This is a genomic window from Pseudomonas sp. KU43P, from assembly GCF_033095865.1.
Lineage (GTDB): Bacteria > Pseudomonadota > Gammaproteobacteria > Pseudomonadales > Pseudomonadaceae > Aquipseudomonas.
The window spans coordinates 107,179-125,000 of sequence record NZ_AP019365.1; the positions used below are offsets into that span (position 1 = coordinate 107,179).

The 17,822-nt window shown below is 58.4% G+C and carries 12 protein-coding genes and 2 rRNA genes; 4 read left to right on the top strand and 10 right to left on the bottom strand.

Features of this window, described 5'->3' with window-relative positions:
- Window positions 1-35: 35 nt before the first annotated feature.
- The 10 genes from KU43P_RS00535 to KU43P_RS00580 form a co-directional block, all read right to left on the bottom strand.
- Window positions 36-1,994, bottom strand: coding sequence for a DUF4105 domain-containing protein (locus KU43P_RS00535; protein ID WP_317660580.1), 1,959 nt, complete (start codon window positions 1,992-1,994; stop codon window positions 36-38).
- Entirely contained in the window at window positions 1,991-2,311 is a 321-nt protein-coding gene (locus tag KU43P_RS00540) for a DUF2388 domain-containing protein (protein WP_317660581.1), read from the bottom strand. The genes KU43P_RS00535 and KU43P_RS00540 overlap by 4 nt, the downstream gene beginning before the upstream one ends.
- A 36-nt stretch (window positions 2,312-2,347) precedes the next feature.
- A complete protein-coding gene (locus tag KU43P_RS00545; protein WP_317660582.1) occupies window positions 2,348-2,641 on the bottom strand; it encodes a DUF2388 domain-containing protein in 294 nt (97 codons plus the stop codon).
- 85 nt (window positions 2,642-2,726) lie between these two features.
- Entirely contained in the window at window positions 2,727-3,044 is a 318-nt protein-coding gene (locus KU43P_RS00550) for a DUF2388 domain-containing protein (protein ID WP_317660583.1), read from the bottom strand.
- Window positions 3,045-3,346: 302 nt separating this feature from the next.
- Window positions 3,347-3,562, bottom strand: a complete 216-nt coding sequence (locus KU43P_RS00555) for a DUF1127 domain-containing protein (RefSeq protein WP_176515874.1) — start codon at window positions 3,560-3,562, stop codon at window positions 3,347-3,349.
- A gap of 386 nt (window positions 3,563-3,948) precedes the next feature.
- Entirely contained in the window at window positions 3,949-5,442 is a 1,494-nt protein-coding gene (locus KU43P_RS00560) for an acetyl-CoA hydrolase/transferase family protein (protein ID WP_317660584.1), read from the bottom strand.
- 186 nt (window positions 5,443-5,628) lie between these two features.
- On the bottom strand, window positions 5,629-7,065 hold the full coding sequence (locus tag KU43P_RS00565) for an NAD(P)(+) transhydrogenase (Re/Si-specific) subunit beta (RefSeq protein WP_317660585.1): 1,437 nt from the start codon (window positions 7,063-7,065) through the stop codon (window positions 5,629-5,631).
- 2 nt (window positions 7,066-7,067) lie between these two features.
- Window positions 7,068-7,382, bottom strand: coding sequence for an NAD(P) transhydrogenase subunit alpha (locus KU43P_RS00570; protein WP_003256966.1), 315 nt, complete (start codon window positions 7,380-7,382; stop codon window positions 7,068-7,070).
- 11 nt (window positions 7,383-7,393) lie between these two features.
- Window positions 7,394-8,515 (bottom strand): Re/Si-specific NAD(P)(+) transhydrogenase subunit alpha, encoded by a 1,122-nt coding sequence (locus tag KU43P_RS00575; RefSeq protein ID WP_317660586.1) that lies wholly within the window; start codon window positions 8,513-8,515, stop codon window positions 7,394-7,396.
- Between the two features lie 421 nt (window positions 8,516-8,936).
- Window positions 8,937-9,854, bottom strand: a complete 918-nt coding sequence (locus KU43P_RS00580) for a LysR family transcriptional regulator (RefSeq protein WP_317660587.1) — start codon at window positions 9,852-9,854, stop codon at window positions 8,937-8,939.
- A gap of 161 nt (window positions 9,855-10,015) precedes the next feature.
- Here KU43P_RS00580 and KU43P_RS00585 point away from each other — a divergent pair, with 161 nt between their 5' ends.
- The 4 genes from KU43P_RS00585 to KU43P_RS00600 all read left to right on the top strand — a co-directional run bounded on the left by KU43P_RS00585 (window position 10,016) and on the right by KU43P_RS00600 (window position 17,728).
- Window positions 10,016-11,197 (top strand): acyl-CoA dehydrogenase, encoded by a 1,182-nt coding sequence (locus KU43P_RS00585; RefSeq protein WP_317660588.1) that lies wholly within the window; start codon window positions 10,016-10,018, stop codon window positions 11,195-11,197.
- A gap of 14 nt (window positions 11,198-11,211) precedes the next feature.
- Entirely contained in the window at window positions 11,212-12,432 is a 1,221-nt protein-coding gene (locus KU43P_RS00590) for a CaiB/BaiF CoA transferase family protein (protein WP_317660589.1), read from the top strand.
- A gap of 569 nt (window positions 12,433-13,001) precedes the next feature.
- Window positions 13,002-14,538: ribosomal RNA gene (locus KU43P_RS00595) — 16S ribosomal RNA — on the top strand.
- Between the two features lie 298 nt (window positions 14,539-14,836).
- Window positions 14,837-17,728 (top strand): 23S ribosomal RNA (locus tag KU43P_RS00600).
- Together the 16S and 23S rRNA genes form the textbook arrangement of a ribosomal RNA operon.
- Window positions 17,729-17,822 lie beyond the last annotated feature (94 nt).

Below are 17,822 nucleotides of genomic sequence, written 5' to 3' on the forward strand. Positions count from 1 at the left end.
GGTGCTGTGCTTTCGGGCCTCATCGCCGGCAGGCGTTAAGGCAACTCCAGGCCCCCCGCCGCCTTGTGCAGCGCACGCAGATGCTCACCGACCATCTTCACATTGGCCTCGACCGCAGCAATCTCCTTGGCCCGCGAAGGTTCCAGAAGCGCCCTCACCTCTTTGTCCAGGTCGGTGCTCAACCTCAGCAACTGAGCCTGCCGCTCACTGCTGACCTTCTCCAGGTGCTTGCGCTCGTCCGGCTGAGGCAACCCGTACCCTTTGGCCTCGAGCAACTCCGCCGGGCGGCTGAGGAAGCCGCTGTTGGCAAGCATCTGCTGCAGGGTGCTGTTGGCCTTGTCGATGCTGCCGTCCTTGAGCGCGGCGGCATTCAGATAACGCTGCTTCACTTCGTCCTGGGCCAGCAGCAACTGCCTGCGCAGGCTGGCCTGCTCCAGCAGCAGCAACGCGGCGCTGGTACGCAGGTTGGCCTGGGCGAACCACCCACGGCGTTGCTCGGCATCCAGCTCCAGCCAGTCCTCGACCTTGTCCTGCTTGATCGGCAACTGCTGCTTCAGCACCTCGAACATGGCCTGGTAACGGTCACGGTAGGAGTCGAAACGGTAGCCCAGGCGCAGGGCTTCACGCGGGTCGTCGAGCACGCTGGTGTCGGCCAGCCCCCTGCCCTTGAGCACCTCCAGCAGGCCGTTGGGCATGATGCTGTCGAGGTCGTTCAGGCGCGGGTTGCCGGTACCGCTGCGCAGCAGCTTCAACGACTCCACCGCACAGTTGTTGGAGAGGAAGTAATAGTTGCCGTCGTAGCTCCAGTGCATCTCGGCGGCCTGGCGCACCAGGTTCTCGATCTCCTTGCGGTCAAGCTTCAGGGGGATCGACGCGAGGCTGCGCAGTTCGGTCTTGGTGTACTCGTCGATCACCTGGTTAAGGGGCAACACGAACAGCCGCGACGGATAGGCGCCGACCAGGCCGTCCCAGCTCGAGAGCTGCACGTCGTTGACGAAGGCGCGGTATGACAGCACCAGGTGCTGGTCGAGGTCCAAGCGACAGTCCGGCCCGCGTGGCCGGCCGGGTTTGCAGATGACCAGGCGCAGCATGCTGTGGCCCCAGCGGCTGACCCAGTTCTGGTTGGCTTCGGCCAACAGGTAGTCCACTTCATAGACCCGCTCGGGGTCGATCTCGCCCAGCGGCTGGCGGGCGAAGTCACTGCCGGCATTGAGGAACGGCAGGCCTTTGGCACAAGTATCCTGCTGCGGCGCCCAGCCGAAGTGGTCACGCAGGTATTGGTTGAGTGCGGGGCGCCGGCAGCCGTAGCTCGGGTCGAGGAGGAAATACTCCATGTTGACCGCGATGAATTCCTTGGGGCTGCTCAGCTCATAGCTGTCGGGGCTGCGAACGAACTGGCCGTTGTGCTGCTCGCGCTCGCCGCGCCGGCCGACGTACTGCTGCCAACCGGCCAGGTCGAGCAAGCGTGGGTCGTCGCTGAGGGTGAAGCGGCGCTCGGCCTGGCCGCGGCAAGCTTCCGGGAGGCCGATCTTGCCCAGCGTGCCTTGCTGGCGCATGCAGCGGGTGATAATCGAGCGTTCGGCGCTAGGCCAAAGCCGCGCGCGGTCATAGATGTGGGTGAGTTCGTGCAGCACTGTGGCCAATAACTCTTGGCGGACAGTGCCGTGGGGGCGGTTGGTACGTTGCTGCGCGGCGCTGCCGTCGACCAGGCTCGGTAGCAACCGACGGTTGAGCTCCAGCGTCGAAACCAGGGACGCCTGGCCATAGGCATCGGGCGGCATCTTGTCGGTCCAACTGACCTGGATGCGCCGGTCCAGTTGCTGCTTGAAGCGTGGCGGCAACTTGCTTGACGCTTCATCAAGCAGGGCTTGAGTGGCTTGAACCTGTTGCGGGTCGAGGCCGGACGCCTGCAGTTCGAGCTGCAGGTCGGCCAGGGCGGGCGTGCCCAGCAACGCTATGGCGCAGCCAAACAGCCAGGCACGCACGCGCGTCACAGCGCAAGAATGGCTTCGGCCAGCACTTGGTCGCTGGCGCCACGTGCCTCAGGTACACGCTCGCGCAGGGTGTCGAAGGCCGCCTCCAGTTGCGCACCGCGGATGTCGCCGTTGCTGGCGACGAAGCTGGCAGCGTCGTCATGGGCTTCACGCACGACTTTTGAATCGCGAATCGAGGTGGTGGTGTCAGAGGTAAAATCGATCGAGCGACCAAAGGCACGCACGATGATGTTGCTGGTGGCCACCAAGGTCTGTGCCTGGGCCAGGTCGGCCAGCAACAGCATGCCGAGGGAAGCGGCGATCAGCGGTTTACGCATGGAGCATCTCCGAAAAATACAGGGAGTCAGGTGTTTTTATTGGACGAGAATTGCTTGCGCCAGTTCAAGGTCGCCGACGGAGTGCCGAGCACAGCCTTGGCGCAGCGAATCGAGGGCCGCCTCCAGGCGCGCGCCGCGGATCAGGCCATCGCTGGCGACGAATGCGGCTGCATCGTCACGGGCCTGCCTGACCAGCTTGCGGTCGAAGGGAGCGGTCGTCACCTGGCTGGTGACGTAGCCTGTGATTACCAGGCCTTGAGTAGTGGTGTCCATGGCATGGGCATTGCCCACGGCAGCGACGGCGAACAGCATCGGCAACAGATAACGCATAGGCTACTTACGACTGCGACAGGGGCGACCAAGGCTAGAACGAATGCGCCGGCCAGAGCCAGCGCATTCGTTTTACAACCTGTTATCAGAGCACCAGGATGGCCTGGGCCAGCTGGGCATCGCTGGCTTGCAGAGCCGGCATGGTCGAGCGGATGTGCATGAAGGCACTTTCCAGCTTGGCGCCGCGAATGGCGCCTTGGCTGCCGACGAAGCTGGCGGCATCGTCACGGGCGGCCTGGACGATCTTGTCGTCACGGAACGACGAGGTCAGGTCGGAGGTGGCATCGGTGGAAGCAGCAAAGGCACGTACTACGGCATCGGTCGTGACGACGAAGCTGCTGGCGTTGGCGGTGCCGGCCAGGCCGAGCAGCAGGGCGGCGCCAATCAGGTGTTTGCGGGACATGGTCGTGGACTCCTGGTAAAGGGTCGGGTGAATCTGCTTATCGGACGTTCACACGGTTCGTCACGGTACTTGGACAACTGGTTTCTACCAGACTGCTAAGCCAAGCGTATCACGCGGCGGTATTTCCAGATGTTTATGAGCAACGCGGATATCAACTGTACTGGTTGTTATATGCCTATATAGAACTGTACCTATAGTTGCCCAAACGCTCTACCTTCGGGCTGAGCAATAAAAAACCCGCTGCAGCGTCCTGCAACGGGTTTGGGTATTCGCGGTGCCAGCCAAGGCCGGCGAACCGGAGCTTAGCGCCAGAACGGCTTGCTGAGCTCTTCGTAACGCTGAGACTCGCTGATACCGGCGTCGGCCAGCAGGCGGGAGTCCAGGCGAGCCAGTTGGCGACGGCTAGCCATGCGGCGCTGCCACAGCAGCAGGGTCGACAGGGCGCGCAGCGGCAGCGAGGCGTTGGATTGCTGGGCGTTGCTTTCAAAAACCAGACCGGAACTGAGGGTACGTTCCATGATGCTTCATCCTTCCGCTTGTGGCGGGATTAGGTAGTGATTTAACTGGTGCCCATGATCCTCCTCTGTTGTCCATAACAGTAGATACAGTTTGGTTGAAAGACGATGGCTCAGTTAACTGTGTAACCCTACTGTTGCACTCGAAATTGGCGCAACTGTACTGGTGCGCACTATTGTGGTGCTTTTTGAAAGGAGAGGAGGGATTTTGAGGGAAGTGACTGGAGCAGATACCAGTACAGTAGAACAGTTTTTTGATTGGGTAATGAGAGTTGACTTGCTGGCCCTATCGCCGGCAAGCCGGCTCCCCCAGGGAGCTGCAGCGCTGGCCTTGAGCGCAGCGCATGACTGTGTGGGAGCCGGCTCGCCGGCGACAGGTTTTACGCGGATCAGCCAGCCAGCATGCGGCCGCCTTCTTCCAGGTTCTCGTGCCAGCTCAACGCCTCGCGCAAAATGTGCGGGGTGTGGCCGCCACGCTGGCAGGCGCGCTCGAAGTAGTCATTCAGCGCTGCGCGATAGTCTGGGTGCACACAGTTATCGATGATTGCCCGTGCGCGCTCGCGTGGCGCCAGGCCACGCAGGTCGGCCAGGCCTTGCTCGGTCACCAGAATGTCCACGTCATGCTCGGTGTGGTCCACATGGCTGACCATCGGCACTACGCTGGAAATCGCACCGCCCTTGGCGATCGACTTGGTGACGAATACTGCCAGGTGGGCGTTGCGGGCGAAGTCGCCCGAGCCACCGATGCCGTTCATCATCCGCGTGCCGCAAACGTGCGTGGAGTTGACGTTGCCGTAGATGTCGAACTCCAGTGCCGTGTTGATGCCGATGATGCCCAGACGGCGCACGACTTCAGGGTGGTTGGAGATCTCTTGCGGGCGCAGCACCAGCTTGTCCTTGTAGCGCTCGAGGTTGCCGAACACGTCCGCGTTGCGGCGGCTAGACAGGGTGATCGAGCTACCCGAGGCGAAGCTCAGCTTGCCGGCGTCGATCAGGTCGAAGGTCGAGTCCTGCAGCACTTCGGAGTACATGGTCAGGTCTTCGAACGGCGACTCGATCAGGCCGCACATCACCGCGTTGGCGATGCTGCCGATACCGGCTTGCAGCGGGCCGAGCTTGTTGGTCATGCGGCCTGCATCCACTTCGCGCTTGAGGAAGTTGATCAGGTGATCGGCGATGCCTTGAGTTTCGTCGTCCGGCGGCAACACGGTAGACGGCGAGTCGGGCTGGTCGCTGATGACGATACCGACGATCTTGGCGGGGTCGATCGGGATGGCGGTGCTGCCGATGCGGTCATCGACTTTCACCAGCGGGATCGGCGTGCGGGTCGGGCGGTAGGTCGGGATATAGATGTCGTGCAGGCCTTCGAGGTTGGCGTTGTGCGACAGGTTGATCTCGACGATCACTTGCTTGGCGAAGATCGCGAAGCTGGCCGAGTTGCCCACCGAGGTGGTCGGCACGATGTGGCCTTCTTCGGTGATGGCCACGGCTTCGATGACCGCGATGTCAGGCAGCTTGAGCTGTTGGTTACGCAGTTGCTCGACGGTTTCCGACAGGTGCTGGTCGATGAACATGACCTGGCCGTCGTTGATGGCCTTACGCAGGGTGCTGTCGACCTGGAACGGCATGCGACGGGCCAGTACACCGGCCTCGGTCAGCTGTTTGTCGAGGTCGTTGCCCAGGCTGGCGCCGGTCATCAGGCTGATTTTCAGAGGCGATTGCTTGGCGCGTTCGGCCAGGGCATGCGGCACAGCCTTGGCTTCGCCGGCGCGGGTGAAACCGCTCATGCCGACGGTCATGCCGTCCTCGATCAGGCCAGCGGCATCAGCCGCACTCATTACCTTGCTGTGCAGGGAGGACAAGCGGATACGATCACGGTACATGGATTGTTATCTCGGGCTACTGAAGCTACTGCAGCGCAGTCTAGAGATTTCGCCCGTCGCCGTCCCACGACCATGGTCGTATGAGAAGCCTGGAAATAGAGCCGTTGATCTGGATCAATCAAATAAAAAACCCCGGGAAAATTCCGCGGGGTTCTTCATATATCGCAAGGTTTGCTAGGAAAGTTCTTACTCGACCGCTTTGACCATATCCTCGATGACCTTCTTCGCGTCACCGAACACCATCATGGTTTTGTCCAGGTAGAACAGTTCGTTGTCCAGGCCGGCATAGCCGCTGGCCATGGAGCGCTTGTTGACGATGATGGTCTTGGCCTTGAACGCTTCGAGAATCGGCATGCCGGCGATCGGCGACTTCGGATCGTTCTTCGCCGCCGGGTTGACCACGTCGTTGGCGCCCAATACCAGCACCACGTCGGCCTGGCCGAATTCGGCGTTGATGTCTTCCATCTCGAACACTTGGTCGTAAGGCACTTCGGCTTCGGCCAGCAGCACGTTCATGTGCCCAGGCATGCGCCCCGCCACCGGGTGGATCGCATACTTCACGGTCACCCCGTTGTGGGTCAGCTTCTCGGTCAGTTCCTTCAGCGCGTGCTGGGCACGGGCCACTGCCAGGCCATATCCCGGTACGATGATCACGCTGTCGGCGTTGCTCAGCAGGAAGGTGGCGTCGTCGGCCGAGCCGGACTTCACCGGGCGCTGCTCTTTGGAACCTTGCGCCGCGCCGGTATCTGTATCGCCGCCGAAGCCGCCCAGGATCACGTTGAAGAACGAGCGGTTCATCGCCTTGCACATGATGTACGAGAGGATCGCACCGCTGGAGCCCACCAGGGAGCCGGCGATGATCAGCATCGAGTTGTTCAGCGAGAAGCCGATACCGGCCGCTGCCCAGCCCGAGTAGCTGTTGAGCATCGAGACCACCACCGGCATGTCGGCGCCACCGATTGGAATGATGATCAGCACGCCCATGATGAAGGCCAGGATCAGCATCAGGGTGAAGGCGCTGTAGTGGCCAGTGAAGGTGAACAGCAGGCCCAGGGCGATAGTCGTCAGGCCGAGGATCAGGTTCAGCTTGTGCTGGCCGGCGAACTGTACCGGTGCGCCCTGGAACAGGCGGAACTTGTACTTGCCCGACAGCTTGCCGAAGGCGATCACCGAACCGGAGAAGGTGATGGCACCGATGGCCGCGCCAAGGAACAGCTCCAGACGGTTACCGGTGGGGATCGGGTCGCTGATAGCGGCGACGATGCCCATCGACTGCGGCTCGAGCACGGCGGCGATGGCGATGAACACTGCAGCCAGGCCGATCATGCTGTGCATGAAGGCGACCAGTTCGGGCATCTTGGTCATCTCGACGCGCTTGGCCATGATCGAGCCGGCGGTACCGCCGACCAGCAGGCCGACGATGACGTAGCCGATCCCGGCGGTGGCAAGCTCGGCCCCGAGCTTATAGATGAGGCCAACGGTGGTGAGGATGGCGATCCCCATGCCGATCATGCCGTACAGGTTGCCGCGTCGGGAGGTGGTCGGGTGCGACAGGCCCTTGAGCGCCTGGATGAAGCACACCGAGGCGACGAGGTAGAGGAGCGTTACCAGATTCATGCTCATGCTTACTTCTGCGCCTCGTTCTTGGTTTTCTTCTTGAACATCTCAAGCATGCGACGGGTGACCAGGAAGCCACCGAACACGTTGACCGCGGCCAGGGCCACCGCCAGGGTGCCCATCAGCTTGCCGGCCGGTGTCACGGTCAGGGCCGCAGCGAGCATGGCGCCGACGATGACGATCGCCGAGATGGCGTTGGTGACTGCCATCAGCGGGGTGTGCAGCGCCGGGGTGACGTTCCAGACCACGTGATAGCCCACATAGATGGCCAGCACGAAAATGATCAGGTTGTAGATGCCATGGGAAATCAGCATGTCTTCCATTGTCGTGCTCCTTAGCCGTTCTTGCGCACGACCTGGCCGTCGCGGCACATCAGGCACGCGGCGACGATGTCGTCTTCGAGGTTGATGACCAGTGCGCCGTCCTTGTCGAACAGCAGCTTCATGAAGTCCAGCAGGTTGCGCGCATACAGCGCCGAGGCATCAGCCCCTACCTGAGCCGGCAGGTTGGTTGGCCCGACGATGGTCACGCCGTTTTCCATGACCACTTGATCGGCGACGGTCAGCGGGCAGTTGCCGCCCTGGGCTGCTGCCAGGTCGATGACCACCGAGCCGGGTTTCATCTGTGCCACGGTTTCGGCGCTCAGCAGCGTCGGCGCCTTGCGGCCCGGTATCAGCGCAGTGGTAATGACGATGTCGGCCTGCTTGGCGCGCTCGTGCACGGCCTGAGCCTGGCGTTGCATCCAGCTGGCGGGCATTGGCCGGGCGTAGCCGCCGACGCCCTCGGCGCACTCGCGTTCTTCATCGGTTTCGTATGGCACGTCGATGAACTTGGCGCCGAGCGACTCGATCTGCTCCTTCACCGCCGGGCGTACGTCCGAGGCCTCGATCACCGCACCCAGGCGCTTGGCCGTGGCGATGGCCTGCAGGCCGGCAACGCCTGCGCCGAGAATCAGTACGCGAGCGGCTTTCACGGTACCGGCAGCCGTCATCAGCATGGGCATGAAGCGCGGGTAATGATGAGCGGCCAGCAGCACGGCCTTGTAACCGGCGATGTTGGCCTGCGACGACAACACGTCGAGGCTCTGGGCCCGCGACGTACGTGGCGCAGCTTCCAGGGCGAAGGCGGTAATACCGCGTTCGGCCATCTTGCCGATCAGCTCATTGTTGAAGGGGTTGAGCATGCCTACCAGGAGGCTGCCACTGTTGATCTGGGCCAGCTCCTGGTCGTTGGGTGCGACCACTTTCAGAACTAGCTGGGCGCCGTAGACATCGGCGGCGCTTCCCAGGGAAGCACCCACGGCTTCATAGGCACTGTCCGGAATGCTGGCGTTGAGCCCTGCCCCCCGTTGGACGGTGACCTGATGGCCCTGGCCAATCAGTTTCTTGAGGGTTTCGGGGGTCGCAGCGACCCTTGTCTCACCGGTCTGCGTCTCGAGAGGAACACCAATGTGCACGACTATTTCTCCTGCGGTGACCTTTTTTGTCTTTATAAAAGCCCGCGCACTTCGGGTGGTGCGCAGGGTTGGCTGTTATGCGCCAAGCCCGCCGGATCCTAGGCGGGCCGAGCATTTTGCAGACGAACCCAGGGGCCTTCAACCGGTTCTGGAGCGAAACGAAGTTAAAACTACAAGTCACCCTGTGACCGTATGTCGCAACAACCGGCGCGCAGCCCGTCAACCATAGGCTATTGGCAGATTAGGGTAATTTTTGAAATTTTTTGCGATGTTTTCGCGGATGAGCTTGAGAGTGTCGTAAAACCCTCTGAAACCCGCGTGTTTAGCGGGTTTGTCGAGGTTTTTCGATTCACCTGAACAGTTTGCCTCTATGCGACAAAAACGTACATCTGTAGGTGTTTAAAATAATTGACTACATCAGTCAGGAAGGCGCATCGCCTTTGCGCGAAGCGATGTAGGCCTGCGCCTGTTCTGCCAGCCAGTCGCGGAACGCACGCAGGGAGGCGGATTCGACCTTGCGGTCGGGAATCATCAAATAGTAGGCCCTGCTGCTGGACAGCGCGTGCCTGTTAGCGACCACTAGCCTTCCCTCCTCCAGCTCGCGCTGGATCAGGAATGGTGGAATCAGTGCCACCCCCATCTCGTGCATCGCGGCCTGGGCGAGCATGGAGAATAGTTCATAGCGTGGCCCTGTCATGTCGCCAGCGATATTCAGGCCCTGACCGTTGAACCACTGGCGCCAGGCGTAAGGCCGGGTGGTCTGTTGCAATAAAGGAAGGCCGGCTATGCGCCTGGCATCGAGCGTGCTCTCCCCGCCCAGCAATGCCGGGCTGCAGACGGGCAGCGGGTTTTCACCCATCAGGCGCTGGGATTGAGTACCGGACCAGTCGGCATCTCCGTAATAGATGGCCGCGTCGAACGGGGTGTCGGCAAACAAAAAGGGGCGCGTGCGGTTGGTCAGGTTGACGGTGACTTCCGGGTGGCGGTGCTGGAAGTCCTTGAGGCGAGGTAGCAACCATTGCGTGCCGAAGGTGGGCACCACGGCCAGTTCGATCACGTTGGCCCCCTGTTGGCGCATCACCGACAACGTGTCCCTCTCTACTGCATCGAGCTGCGTTGCAACCTGGCGGCTGTATGACAGCCCGGCCTCGGTCAGCTTCACCCCGCGGCGTGAGCGTCGAAACAGTTCCACATTGAGGAAGTCCTCCAGGCCGCCAATCTGCCTACACACGGCGCCCTGCGTCAGCGCCAGTTCCTGCGCGGCCTTGGTGAAGCTCTCGTGGCGTGCGGCCGCCTCGAAGCAGATGAGCGCGGTGGTGCTGGGAATCTTACGGCGCATGTACGTCAACCTCACTCGTGATGCCACCATTACTGGCGTTTCTTCAGCTTACGAGGTGACAAAATATCACTAATGCGTGCGCATTCCTCGTTTGTCCAGACGCCATAACAGGCCTAGGATCAATGGCACAAGAACATGCCACCTATTCGAGGATTTCGCTCATGGCCGGTAAAGCAAGCTTCAACTGGATCGACCCGCTGCTGCTGGATCAGCAGCTCACTGAAGAAGAGCGCATGGTGCGTGACAGCGCTTTTCAGTTCGCCCAGGACAAGCTGGCGCCCCGTGTGCTGGAGGCCTTCCGCCACGAGCAGACCGACCCTGCGATCTTCCGCGAGATGGGCGAAGTCGGCCTGTTAGGCGCAACCATTCCTGAGCAATACGGCGGCAGCGGCCTGAATTATGTGTGTTACGGCCTGATTGCCCGTGAAGTGGAGCGTATCGACTCCGGCTATCGTTCGATGATGAGCGTGCAATCTTCGCTGGTGATGGTGCCGATCAATGAATTCGGTACCGAGGCACAGAAGCAGAAATACCTGCCCAAGCTCGCCAGCGGCGAATGGATCGGTTGCTTCGGCCTGACCGAGCCTAACCACGGCTCCGACCCGGGCTCGATGATCACCCGGGCCAAGAAAGTCGACGGCGGCTATCGCCTGAGCGGTAGCAAGATGTGGATCACCAACAGCCCGATCGCTGACGTGTTCGTGGTCTGGGCCAAGGATGACGCCGGCGATATCCGCGGTTTCGTACTGGAAAAGGGCTGGCAGGGCCTGAGTGCTCCGGCCATTCATGGCAAGGTCGGCCTGCGCGCCTCGATCACTGGCGAAATCGTCATGGACAACGTATTCGTGCCGGAAGAGAACATCTTCCCTGAGGTGCGTGGTCTCAAAGGGCCGTTCACCTGCCTGAATTCGGCGCGCTATGGCATCTCCTGGGGTGCCCTTGGTGCGGCGGAAGCCTGCTGGCATACCGCTCGCCAGTACACCCTGGACCGTCAGCAATTCGGTCGCCCACTGGCTGCCAACCAGCTGATCCAGAAGAAGCTGGCCGACATGCAGACCGAAATCACCCTGGCCCTGCAAGGCTGCCTGCGCCTGGGGCGCATGAAGGACGAAGGCACTGCGGCCGTTGAAATCACTTCAATCATGAAACGTAATTCCTGCGGCAAGGCTCTGGATATCGCGCGCATGGCCCGAGACATGCTGGGCGGTAACGGCATCTCCGACGAGTTCGGTGTGGCGCGCCACCTGGTCAACCTTGAAGTGGTCAACACCTATGAAGGTACCCACGACGTGCATGCGCTGATCCTGGGCCGTGCGCAGACTGGCATTCAGGCCTTCTACTAATAAGGAGGCCGGCCATGGGTGCGCTCTCTCATCTGCGGGTGCTTGACCTCTCTCGTGTGCTGGCGGGGCCTTGGTCTGGCCAGATACTGGCTGACCTGGGCGCCGATGTGATCAAGGTCGAGCGCCCTGGCGCTGGCGACGATACCCGCTCTTGGGGGCCGCCGTTCCTCAAAGATGCGCAGGGCGAGAATACCAGTGAGGCGGCTTACTACCTGTCTGCCAACCGCAACAAGCGCTCGGTGACCATCGACTTCACTCAGCCGGAAGGTCAGCGCCTGGTGCGTGAGCTGGCAGCCAAGTCGGATATCGTCATCGAGAACTTCAAGGTGGGCGGGCTGGCGGCCTATGGGTTGGATTACCAGAGCCTGAGAGCGGTCAATCCGAAGCTCATCTATTGCTCAATCACTGGTTTCGGGCAGACGGGGCCGTATGCCAAGCGTGCCGGTTATGACTTCATGATTCAGGGGTTGGGTGGGCTGATGAGTCTGACCGGGCGCCCTGATGGTGAGGATGGCGCGGGGCCGGTAAAGGTGGGAGTTGCGCTCACCGATATCCTCACGGGGCTGTATTCGACCGTGGCGATCCTGGCTGCCCTCGCTCATCGTGACCAGGCCGGCGTTGGCCAACATATCGATATGGCTTTGCTCGATGTGCAGGTGGCGTGCCTGGCCAACCAGGCGATGAACTACCTGACCACGGGCAATCCACCGCGACGGCTTGGCAATGCGCATCCCAATATTGTCCCTTACCAGGACTTCCCCACTGCAGATGGTGATTTCATTCTCACCGTGGGAAACGATAGCCAGTTCCGCAAGTTTGCTGAAGTGGCTGGCCAGCCGCAGTGGGCTGACGACTCCCGCTTCTCGACCAATAAGCAGCGGGTCGCCAATCGCGCCGAGCTGATTCCATTGATTCGCCAGGCTACTGTGTTCAAGACCACGGCTGAGTGGGTGCAGCAACTGGAGGCTGCGGGTGTGCCGTGTGGGCCGATCAACGATCTGGCACAGATGTTTCAGGATCCTCAGGTAGTGGCGCGAGGTCTGGCAGTAACACTGCCGCATGCCTTGGCGGGCAGTGTGCCGCAGGTGGCTAGCCCTATAAGGCTGTCGGAGACGCCGGTAGAGTATCGCCATGCGCCCCCTTTGTTGGGAGAGCATACCGAGGCGGTGCTGAGTGATGTGCTGGGGTTGGATGCAGATGCTGTGGGGCGCCTGCGAAAGGACGGAGTTCTGTAAGTCTATTAAGAGCGTGACGATAAGCGGGGAGGCCGACAGGCCTCCCCGCTTCGCTTTTCAGCGATGTCGAAGTTTCTTGGAATTAGGCCTTGACGGGGTTTCGAATCCCCTTATAATGCGCCCCACTTCCAGCGTAGTCGGAACGAGAAACTCCTTGAGATTCAATGAGTTACTTAATTCAGGTAGTGCTGGTGGTGCTTCGATCGTCTGATCGATAGCGGTTGAAACGGTGGTTGACAGCGCTTCTAAACGCTGTATGATTCGCCTCCCGCTACGAGAGATCGCAGCGAGCCAAGTGTTTGAAGCTAAACGAGTTTCTCGCAAAAAACTTCAAAATAAACGCTTGACAGGCTCTGAGGAAAGCGTAGAATGCGCGCCTCGGTTGAGACGAAAAGCTCTTAACCAAACGCTCTTTAACAAATCGAATCAAGCAATTCGTGTGGGTGCTTGTGAGTACGGACTGATAGTCAAAAAGATTATCAGCATCACAAGTGACCATGCGAGAAATCACATAGTCATTTGAGATTGCTGAGCCAAGTTTAGGGTTTCTTAAAAACCCAAGCAGTATTGAACTGAAGAGTTTGATCATGGCTCAGATTGAACGCTGGCGGCAGGCCTAACACATGCAAGTCGAGCGGATGATGGGAGCTTGCTCCTGGATTCAGCGGCGGACGGGTGAGTAATGCCTAGGAATCTGCCTGGTAGTGGGGGACAACGTTTCGAAAGGAACGCTAATACCGCATACGTCCTACGGGAGAAAGCAGGGGACCTTCGGGCCTTGCGCTATCAGATGAGCCTAGGTCGGATTAGCTAGTTGGTGAGGTAATGGCTCACCAAGGCGACGATCCGTAACTGGTCTGAGAGGATGATCAGTCACACTGGAACTGAGACACGGTCCAGACTCCTACGGGAGGCAGCAGTGGGGAATATTGGACAATGGGCGAAAGCCTGATCCAGCCATGCCGCGTGTGTGAAGAAGGTCTTCGGATTGTAAAGCACTTTAAGTTGGGAGGAAGGGCAGTAAGTTAATACCTTGCTGTTTTGACGTTACCGACAGAATAAGCACCGGCTAACTCTGTGCCAGCAGCCGCGGTAATACAGAGGGTGCAAGCGTTAATCGGAATTACTGGGCGTAAAGCGCGCGTAGGTGGTTTGTTAAGTTGGATGTGAAAGCCCCGGGCTCAACCTGGGAACTGCATCCAAAACTGGCAAGCTAGAGTACGGTAGAGGGTGGTGGAATTTCCTGTGTAGCGGTGAAATGCGTAGATATAGGAAGGAACACCAGTGGCGAAGGCGACCACCTGGACTGATACTGACACTGAGGTGCGAAAGCGTGGGGAGCAAACAGGATTAGATACCCTGGTAGTCCACGCCGTAAACGATGTCAACTAGCCGTTGGAATCCTTGAGATTTTAGTGGCGCAGCTAACGCATTAAGTTGACCGCCTGGGGAGTACGGCCGCAAGGTTAAAACTCAAATGAATTGACGGGGGCCCGCACAAGCGGTGGAGCATGTGGTTTAATTCGAAGCAACGCGAAGAACCTTACCAGGCCTTGACATGCAGAGAACTTTCCAGAGATGGATTGGTGCCTTCGGGAACTCTGACACAGGTGCTGCATGGCTGTCGTCAGCTCGTGTCGTGAGATGTTGGGTTAAGTCCCGTAACGAGCGCAACCCTTGTCCTTAGTTACCAGCACGTTATGGTGGGCACTCTAAGGAGACTGCCGGTGACAAACCGGAGGAAGGTGGGGATGACGTCAAGTCATCATGGCCCTTACGGCCTGGGCTACACACGTGCTACAATGGTCGGTACAGAGGGTTGCCAAGCCGCGAGGTGGAGCTAATCTCACAAAACCGATCGTAGTCCGGATCGCAGTCTGCAACTCGACTGCGTGAAGTCGGAATCGCTAGTAATCGCGAATCAGAATGTCGCGGTGAATACGTTCCCGGGCCTTGTACACACCGCCCGTCACACCATGGGAGTGGGTTGCACCAGAAGTAGCTAGTCTAACCTTCGGGAGGACGGTTACCACGGTGTGATTCATGACTGGGGTGAAGTCGTAACAAGGTAGCCGTAGGGGAACCTGCGGCTGGATCACCTCCTTAATCGACGACATCAGCCTGCTGATGAGCTCCCACACGAATTGCTTGATTCATTGTCGAAGGCGATAACGCTGTTCCTGATCAGAACTCAGAAATGAGCATTCTGCTTGAATGCTGATTTCTGGCTTTTGTCAGATCGTTCTTTAAAAATTCGGATATGTGATAGATATAGACTGACACGCACTTTCACTGGTGTGTGATCAGGCTAAGGTAAAATTTGTGAGTTCTGCGCGAAAGCGCAACATGCGAATTTTCGGCGAATGTCGTCTTCACAGTATAACCAGATTGCTTGGGGTTATATGGTCAAGTGAAGAAGCGCATACGGTGGATGCCTTGGCAGTCAGAGGCGATGAAAGACGTGGTAGCCTGCGATAAGCTTTGGGGAGTCGGCAAACAGACTGTGATCCAGAGATCTCTGAATGGGGGAACCCAGCCAGCATAAGCTGGTTATCTTGTACTGAATACATAGGTGCAAGAGGCGAACCAGGGGAACTGAAACATCTAAGTACCCTGAGGAAAAGAAATCAACCGAGATTCCCTTAGTAGTGGCGAGCGAACGGGGACCAGCCCTTAAGTTGGTTTGAGATTAGTGGAACGCTCTGGAAAGTGCGGCCATAGTGGGTGATAGCCCCGTACACGAAAATCTCTTATCAATGAAATCGAGTAGGACGGAGCACGAGAAACTTTGTCTGAATATGGGGGGACCATCCTCCAAGGCTAAATACTACTGACTGACCGATAGTGAACCAGTACCGTGAGGGAAAGGCGAAAAGAACCCCGGAGAGGGGAGTGAAATAGAACCTGAAACCGTATGCGTACAAGCAGTGGGAGCCTACTTTGTTAGGTGACTGCGTACCTTTTGTATAATGGGTCAGCGACTTATATTCAGTGGCGAGCTTAACCGAATAGGGGAGGCGTAGCGAAAGCGAGTCTTAATAGGGCGTTTAGTCGCTGGGTATAGACCCGAAACCGGGCGATCTATCCATGGGCAGGTTGAAGGTTAGGTAACACTGACTGGAGGACCGAACCGACTACCGTTGAAAAGTTAGCGGATGACCTGTGGATCGGAGTGAAAGGCTAATCAAGCTCGGAGATAGCTGGTTCTCCTCGAAAGCTATTTAGGTAGCGCCTCATGTATCACTGTAGGGGGTAGAGCACTGTTTCGGCTAGGGGGTCATCCCGACTTACCAAACCGATGCAAACTCCGAATACCTACAAGTGCCGAGCATGGGAGACACACGGCGGGTGCTAACGTCCGTCGTGAAAAGGGAAACAACCCAGACCGTCAGCTAAGGTCCCAAAGTCATGGTTAAGTGGGAAACGATGTGGGAAGGCTTAGACAGCTAGGAGGTTGGCTTAGAAGCAGCCACCCTTTAAAGAAAGCGTAATAGCTCACTAGTCGAGTCGGCCTGCGCGGAAGATGTAACGGGGCTCAAACCATGCACCGAAGCTACGGGTGTCATCTTTGATGACGCGGTAGAGGAGCGTTCTGTAAGCCTGTGAAGGTGAGTTGAGAAGCTTGCTGGAGGTATCAGAAGTGCGAATGCTGACATGAGTAACGACAATGCGAGTGAAAAACTCGCACGCCGAAAGACCAAGGTTTCCTGCGCAACGTTAATCGACGCAGGGTTAGTCGGTCCCTAAGGCGAGGCTGAAAAGCGTAGTCGATGGAAAACAGGTTAATATTCCTGTACTTCCAGTTATTGCGATGGAGGGACGGAGAAGGCTAGGCCAGCTTGGCGTTGGTTGTCCAAGTTTAAGGTGGTAGGCTGAGATCTTAGGCAAATCCGGGATTTCAAGGCCGAGAGCTGATGACGAGTTGCCATTAGGCGACGAAGTGGTTGATGCCATGCTTCCAAGAAAAGCTCCTAAGCTTCAGATAACTGGGAACCGTACCCCAAACCGACACAGGTGGTTAGGTAGAGAATACCAAGGCGCTTGAGAGAACTCGGGTGAAGGAACTAGGCAAAATGGCACCGTAACTTCGGGAGAAGGTGCGCCGGTGAGGGTGAAGCACTTGCTGCGTAAGCCCACGCCGGTCGAAGATACCAGGCCGCTGCGACTGTTTATTAAAAACACAGCACTCTGCAAACACGAAAGTGGACGTATAGGGTGTGACGCCTGCCCGGTGCCGGAAGGTTAATTGATGGGGTTAGCGCAAGCGAAGCTCTTGATCGAAGCCCCGGTAAACGGCGGCCGTAACTATAACGGTCCTAAGGTAGCGAAATTCCTTGTCGGGTAAGTTCCGACCTGCACGAATGGCGTAACGATGGCGGCGCTGTCTCCACCCGAGACTCAGTGAAATTGAAATCGCTGTGAAGATGCAGTGTATCCGCGGCTAGACGGAAAGACCCCGTGAACCTTTACTATAGCTTTGCACTGGACTTTGAATTTGCTTGTGTAGGATAGGTGGGAGGCTTTGAAGTGGGGACGCCAGTTCTCATGGAGCCATCCTTGAAATACCACCCTGGCAACTTTGAGGTTCTAACTCAGGTCCGTTATCCGGATCGAGGACAGTGTATGGTGGGTAGTTTGACTGGGGCGGTCTCCTCCCAAAGAGTAACGGAGGAGTACGAAGGTGCGCTCAGACCGGTCGGAAATCGGTCGTAGAGTATAAAGGCAAAAGCGCGCTTGACTGCGAGACAAACACGTCGAGCAGGTACGAAAGTAGGTCTTAGTGATCCGGTGGTTCTGTATGGAAGGGCCATCGCTCAACGGATAAAAGGTACTCCGGGGATAACAGGCTGATACCGCCCAAGAGTTCATATCGACGGCGGTGTTTGGCACCTCGATGTCGGCTCATCACATCCTGGGGCTGAAGCCGGTCCCAAGGGTATGGCTGTTCGCCATTTAAAGTGGTACGCGAGCTGGGTTTAGAACGTCGTGAGACAGTTCGGTCCCTATCTGCCGTGGACGTTTGAGATTTGAGAGGGGCTGCTCCTAGTACGAGAGGACCGGAGTGGACGAACCTCTGGTGTTCCGGTTGTCACGCCAGTGGCATTGCCGGGTAGCTATGTTCGGAAGAGATAACCGCTGAAAGCATCTAAGCGGGAAACTTGCCTCAAGATGAGATCTCACTGGGATCTTGAATCCCCTAAAGGGCCGTCGAAGACTACGACGTTGATAGGTTGGGTGTGTAAGCGCTGTGAGGCGTTGAGCTAACCAATACTAATTGCCCGTGAGGCTTGACCATATAACACCCAAGCAATTTGCTAGCGCAGATTGCGGTGGTGAAGACGAAACGAACCGAAAGTTCGCAAGCAACATCACAAATATCGCATATCCGA

Bases quoted from the DNA above. Each gene is read 5' to 3' on its own strand.
- KU43P_RS00540 (WP_317660581.1), bottom strand. From the start codon at position 2,311: ATGCGTAAACCGCTGATCGCCGCTTCCCTCGGCATGCTGTTGCTGGCC.
- KU43P_RS00545 (WP_317660582.1), bottom strand. From the start codon at position 2,641: ATGCGTTATCTGTTGCCGATGCTGTTCGCCGTCGCTGCCGTGGGCAAT.
- KU43P_RS00550 (WP_317660583.1), bottom strand. From the start codon at position 3,044: ATGTCCCGCAAACACCTGATTGGCGCCGCCCTGCTGCTCGGCCTGGCC.
- KU43P_RS00555 (WP_176515874.1), bottom strand. From the start codon at position 3,562: ATGGAACGTACCCTCAGTTCCGGTCTGGTTTTTGAAAGCAACGCCCAG.
- KU43P_RS00560 (WP_317660584.1), bottom strand. From the start codon at position 5,442: ATGTACCGTGATCGTATCCGCTTGTCCTCCCTGCACAGCAAGGTAATG.
- KU43P_RS00565 (WP_317660585.1), bottom strand. From the start codon at position 7,065: ATGAGCATGAATCTGGTAACGCTCCTCTACCTCGTCGCCTCGGTGTGC.
- KU43P_RS00570 (WP_003256966.1), bottom strand. From the start codon at position 7,382: ATGGAAGACATGCTGATTTCCCATGGCATCTACAACCTGATCATTTTC.
- KU43P_RS00580 (WP_317660587.1), bottom strand. From the start codon at position 9,854: ATGCGCCGTAAGATTCCCAGCACCACCGCGCTCATCTGCTTCGAGGCG.
- KU43P_RS00585 (WP_317660588.1), top strand. From the start codon at position 10,016: ATGGCCGGTAAAGCAAGCTTCAACTGGATCGACCCGCTGCTGCTGGAT.
- KU43P_RS00590 (WP_317660589.1), top strand. From the start codon at position 11,212: ATGGGTGCGCTCTCTCATCTGCGGGTGCTTGACCTCTCTCGTGTGCTG.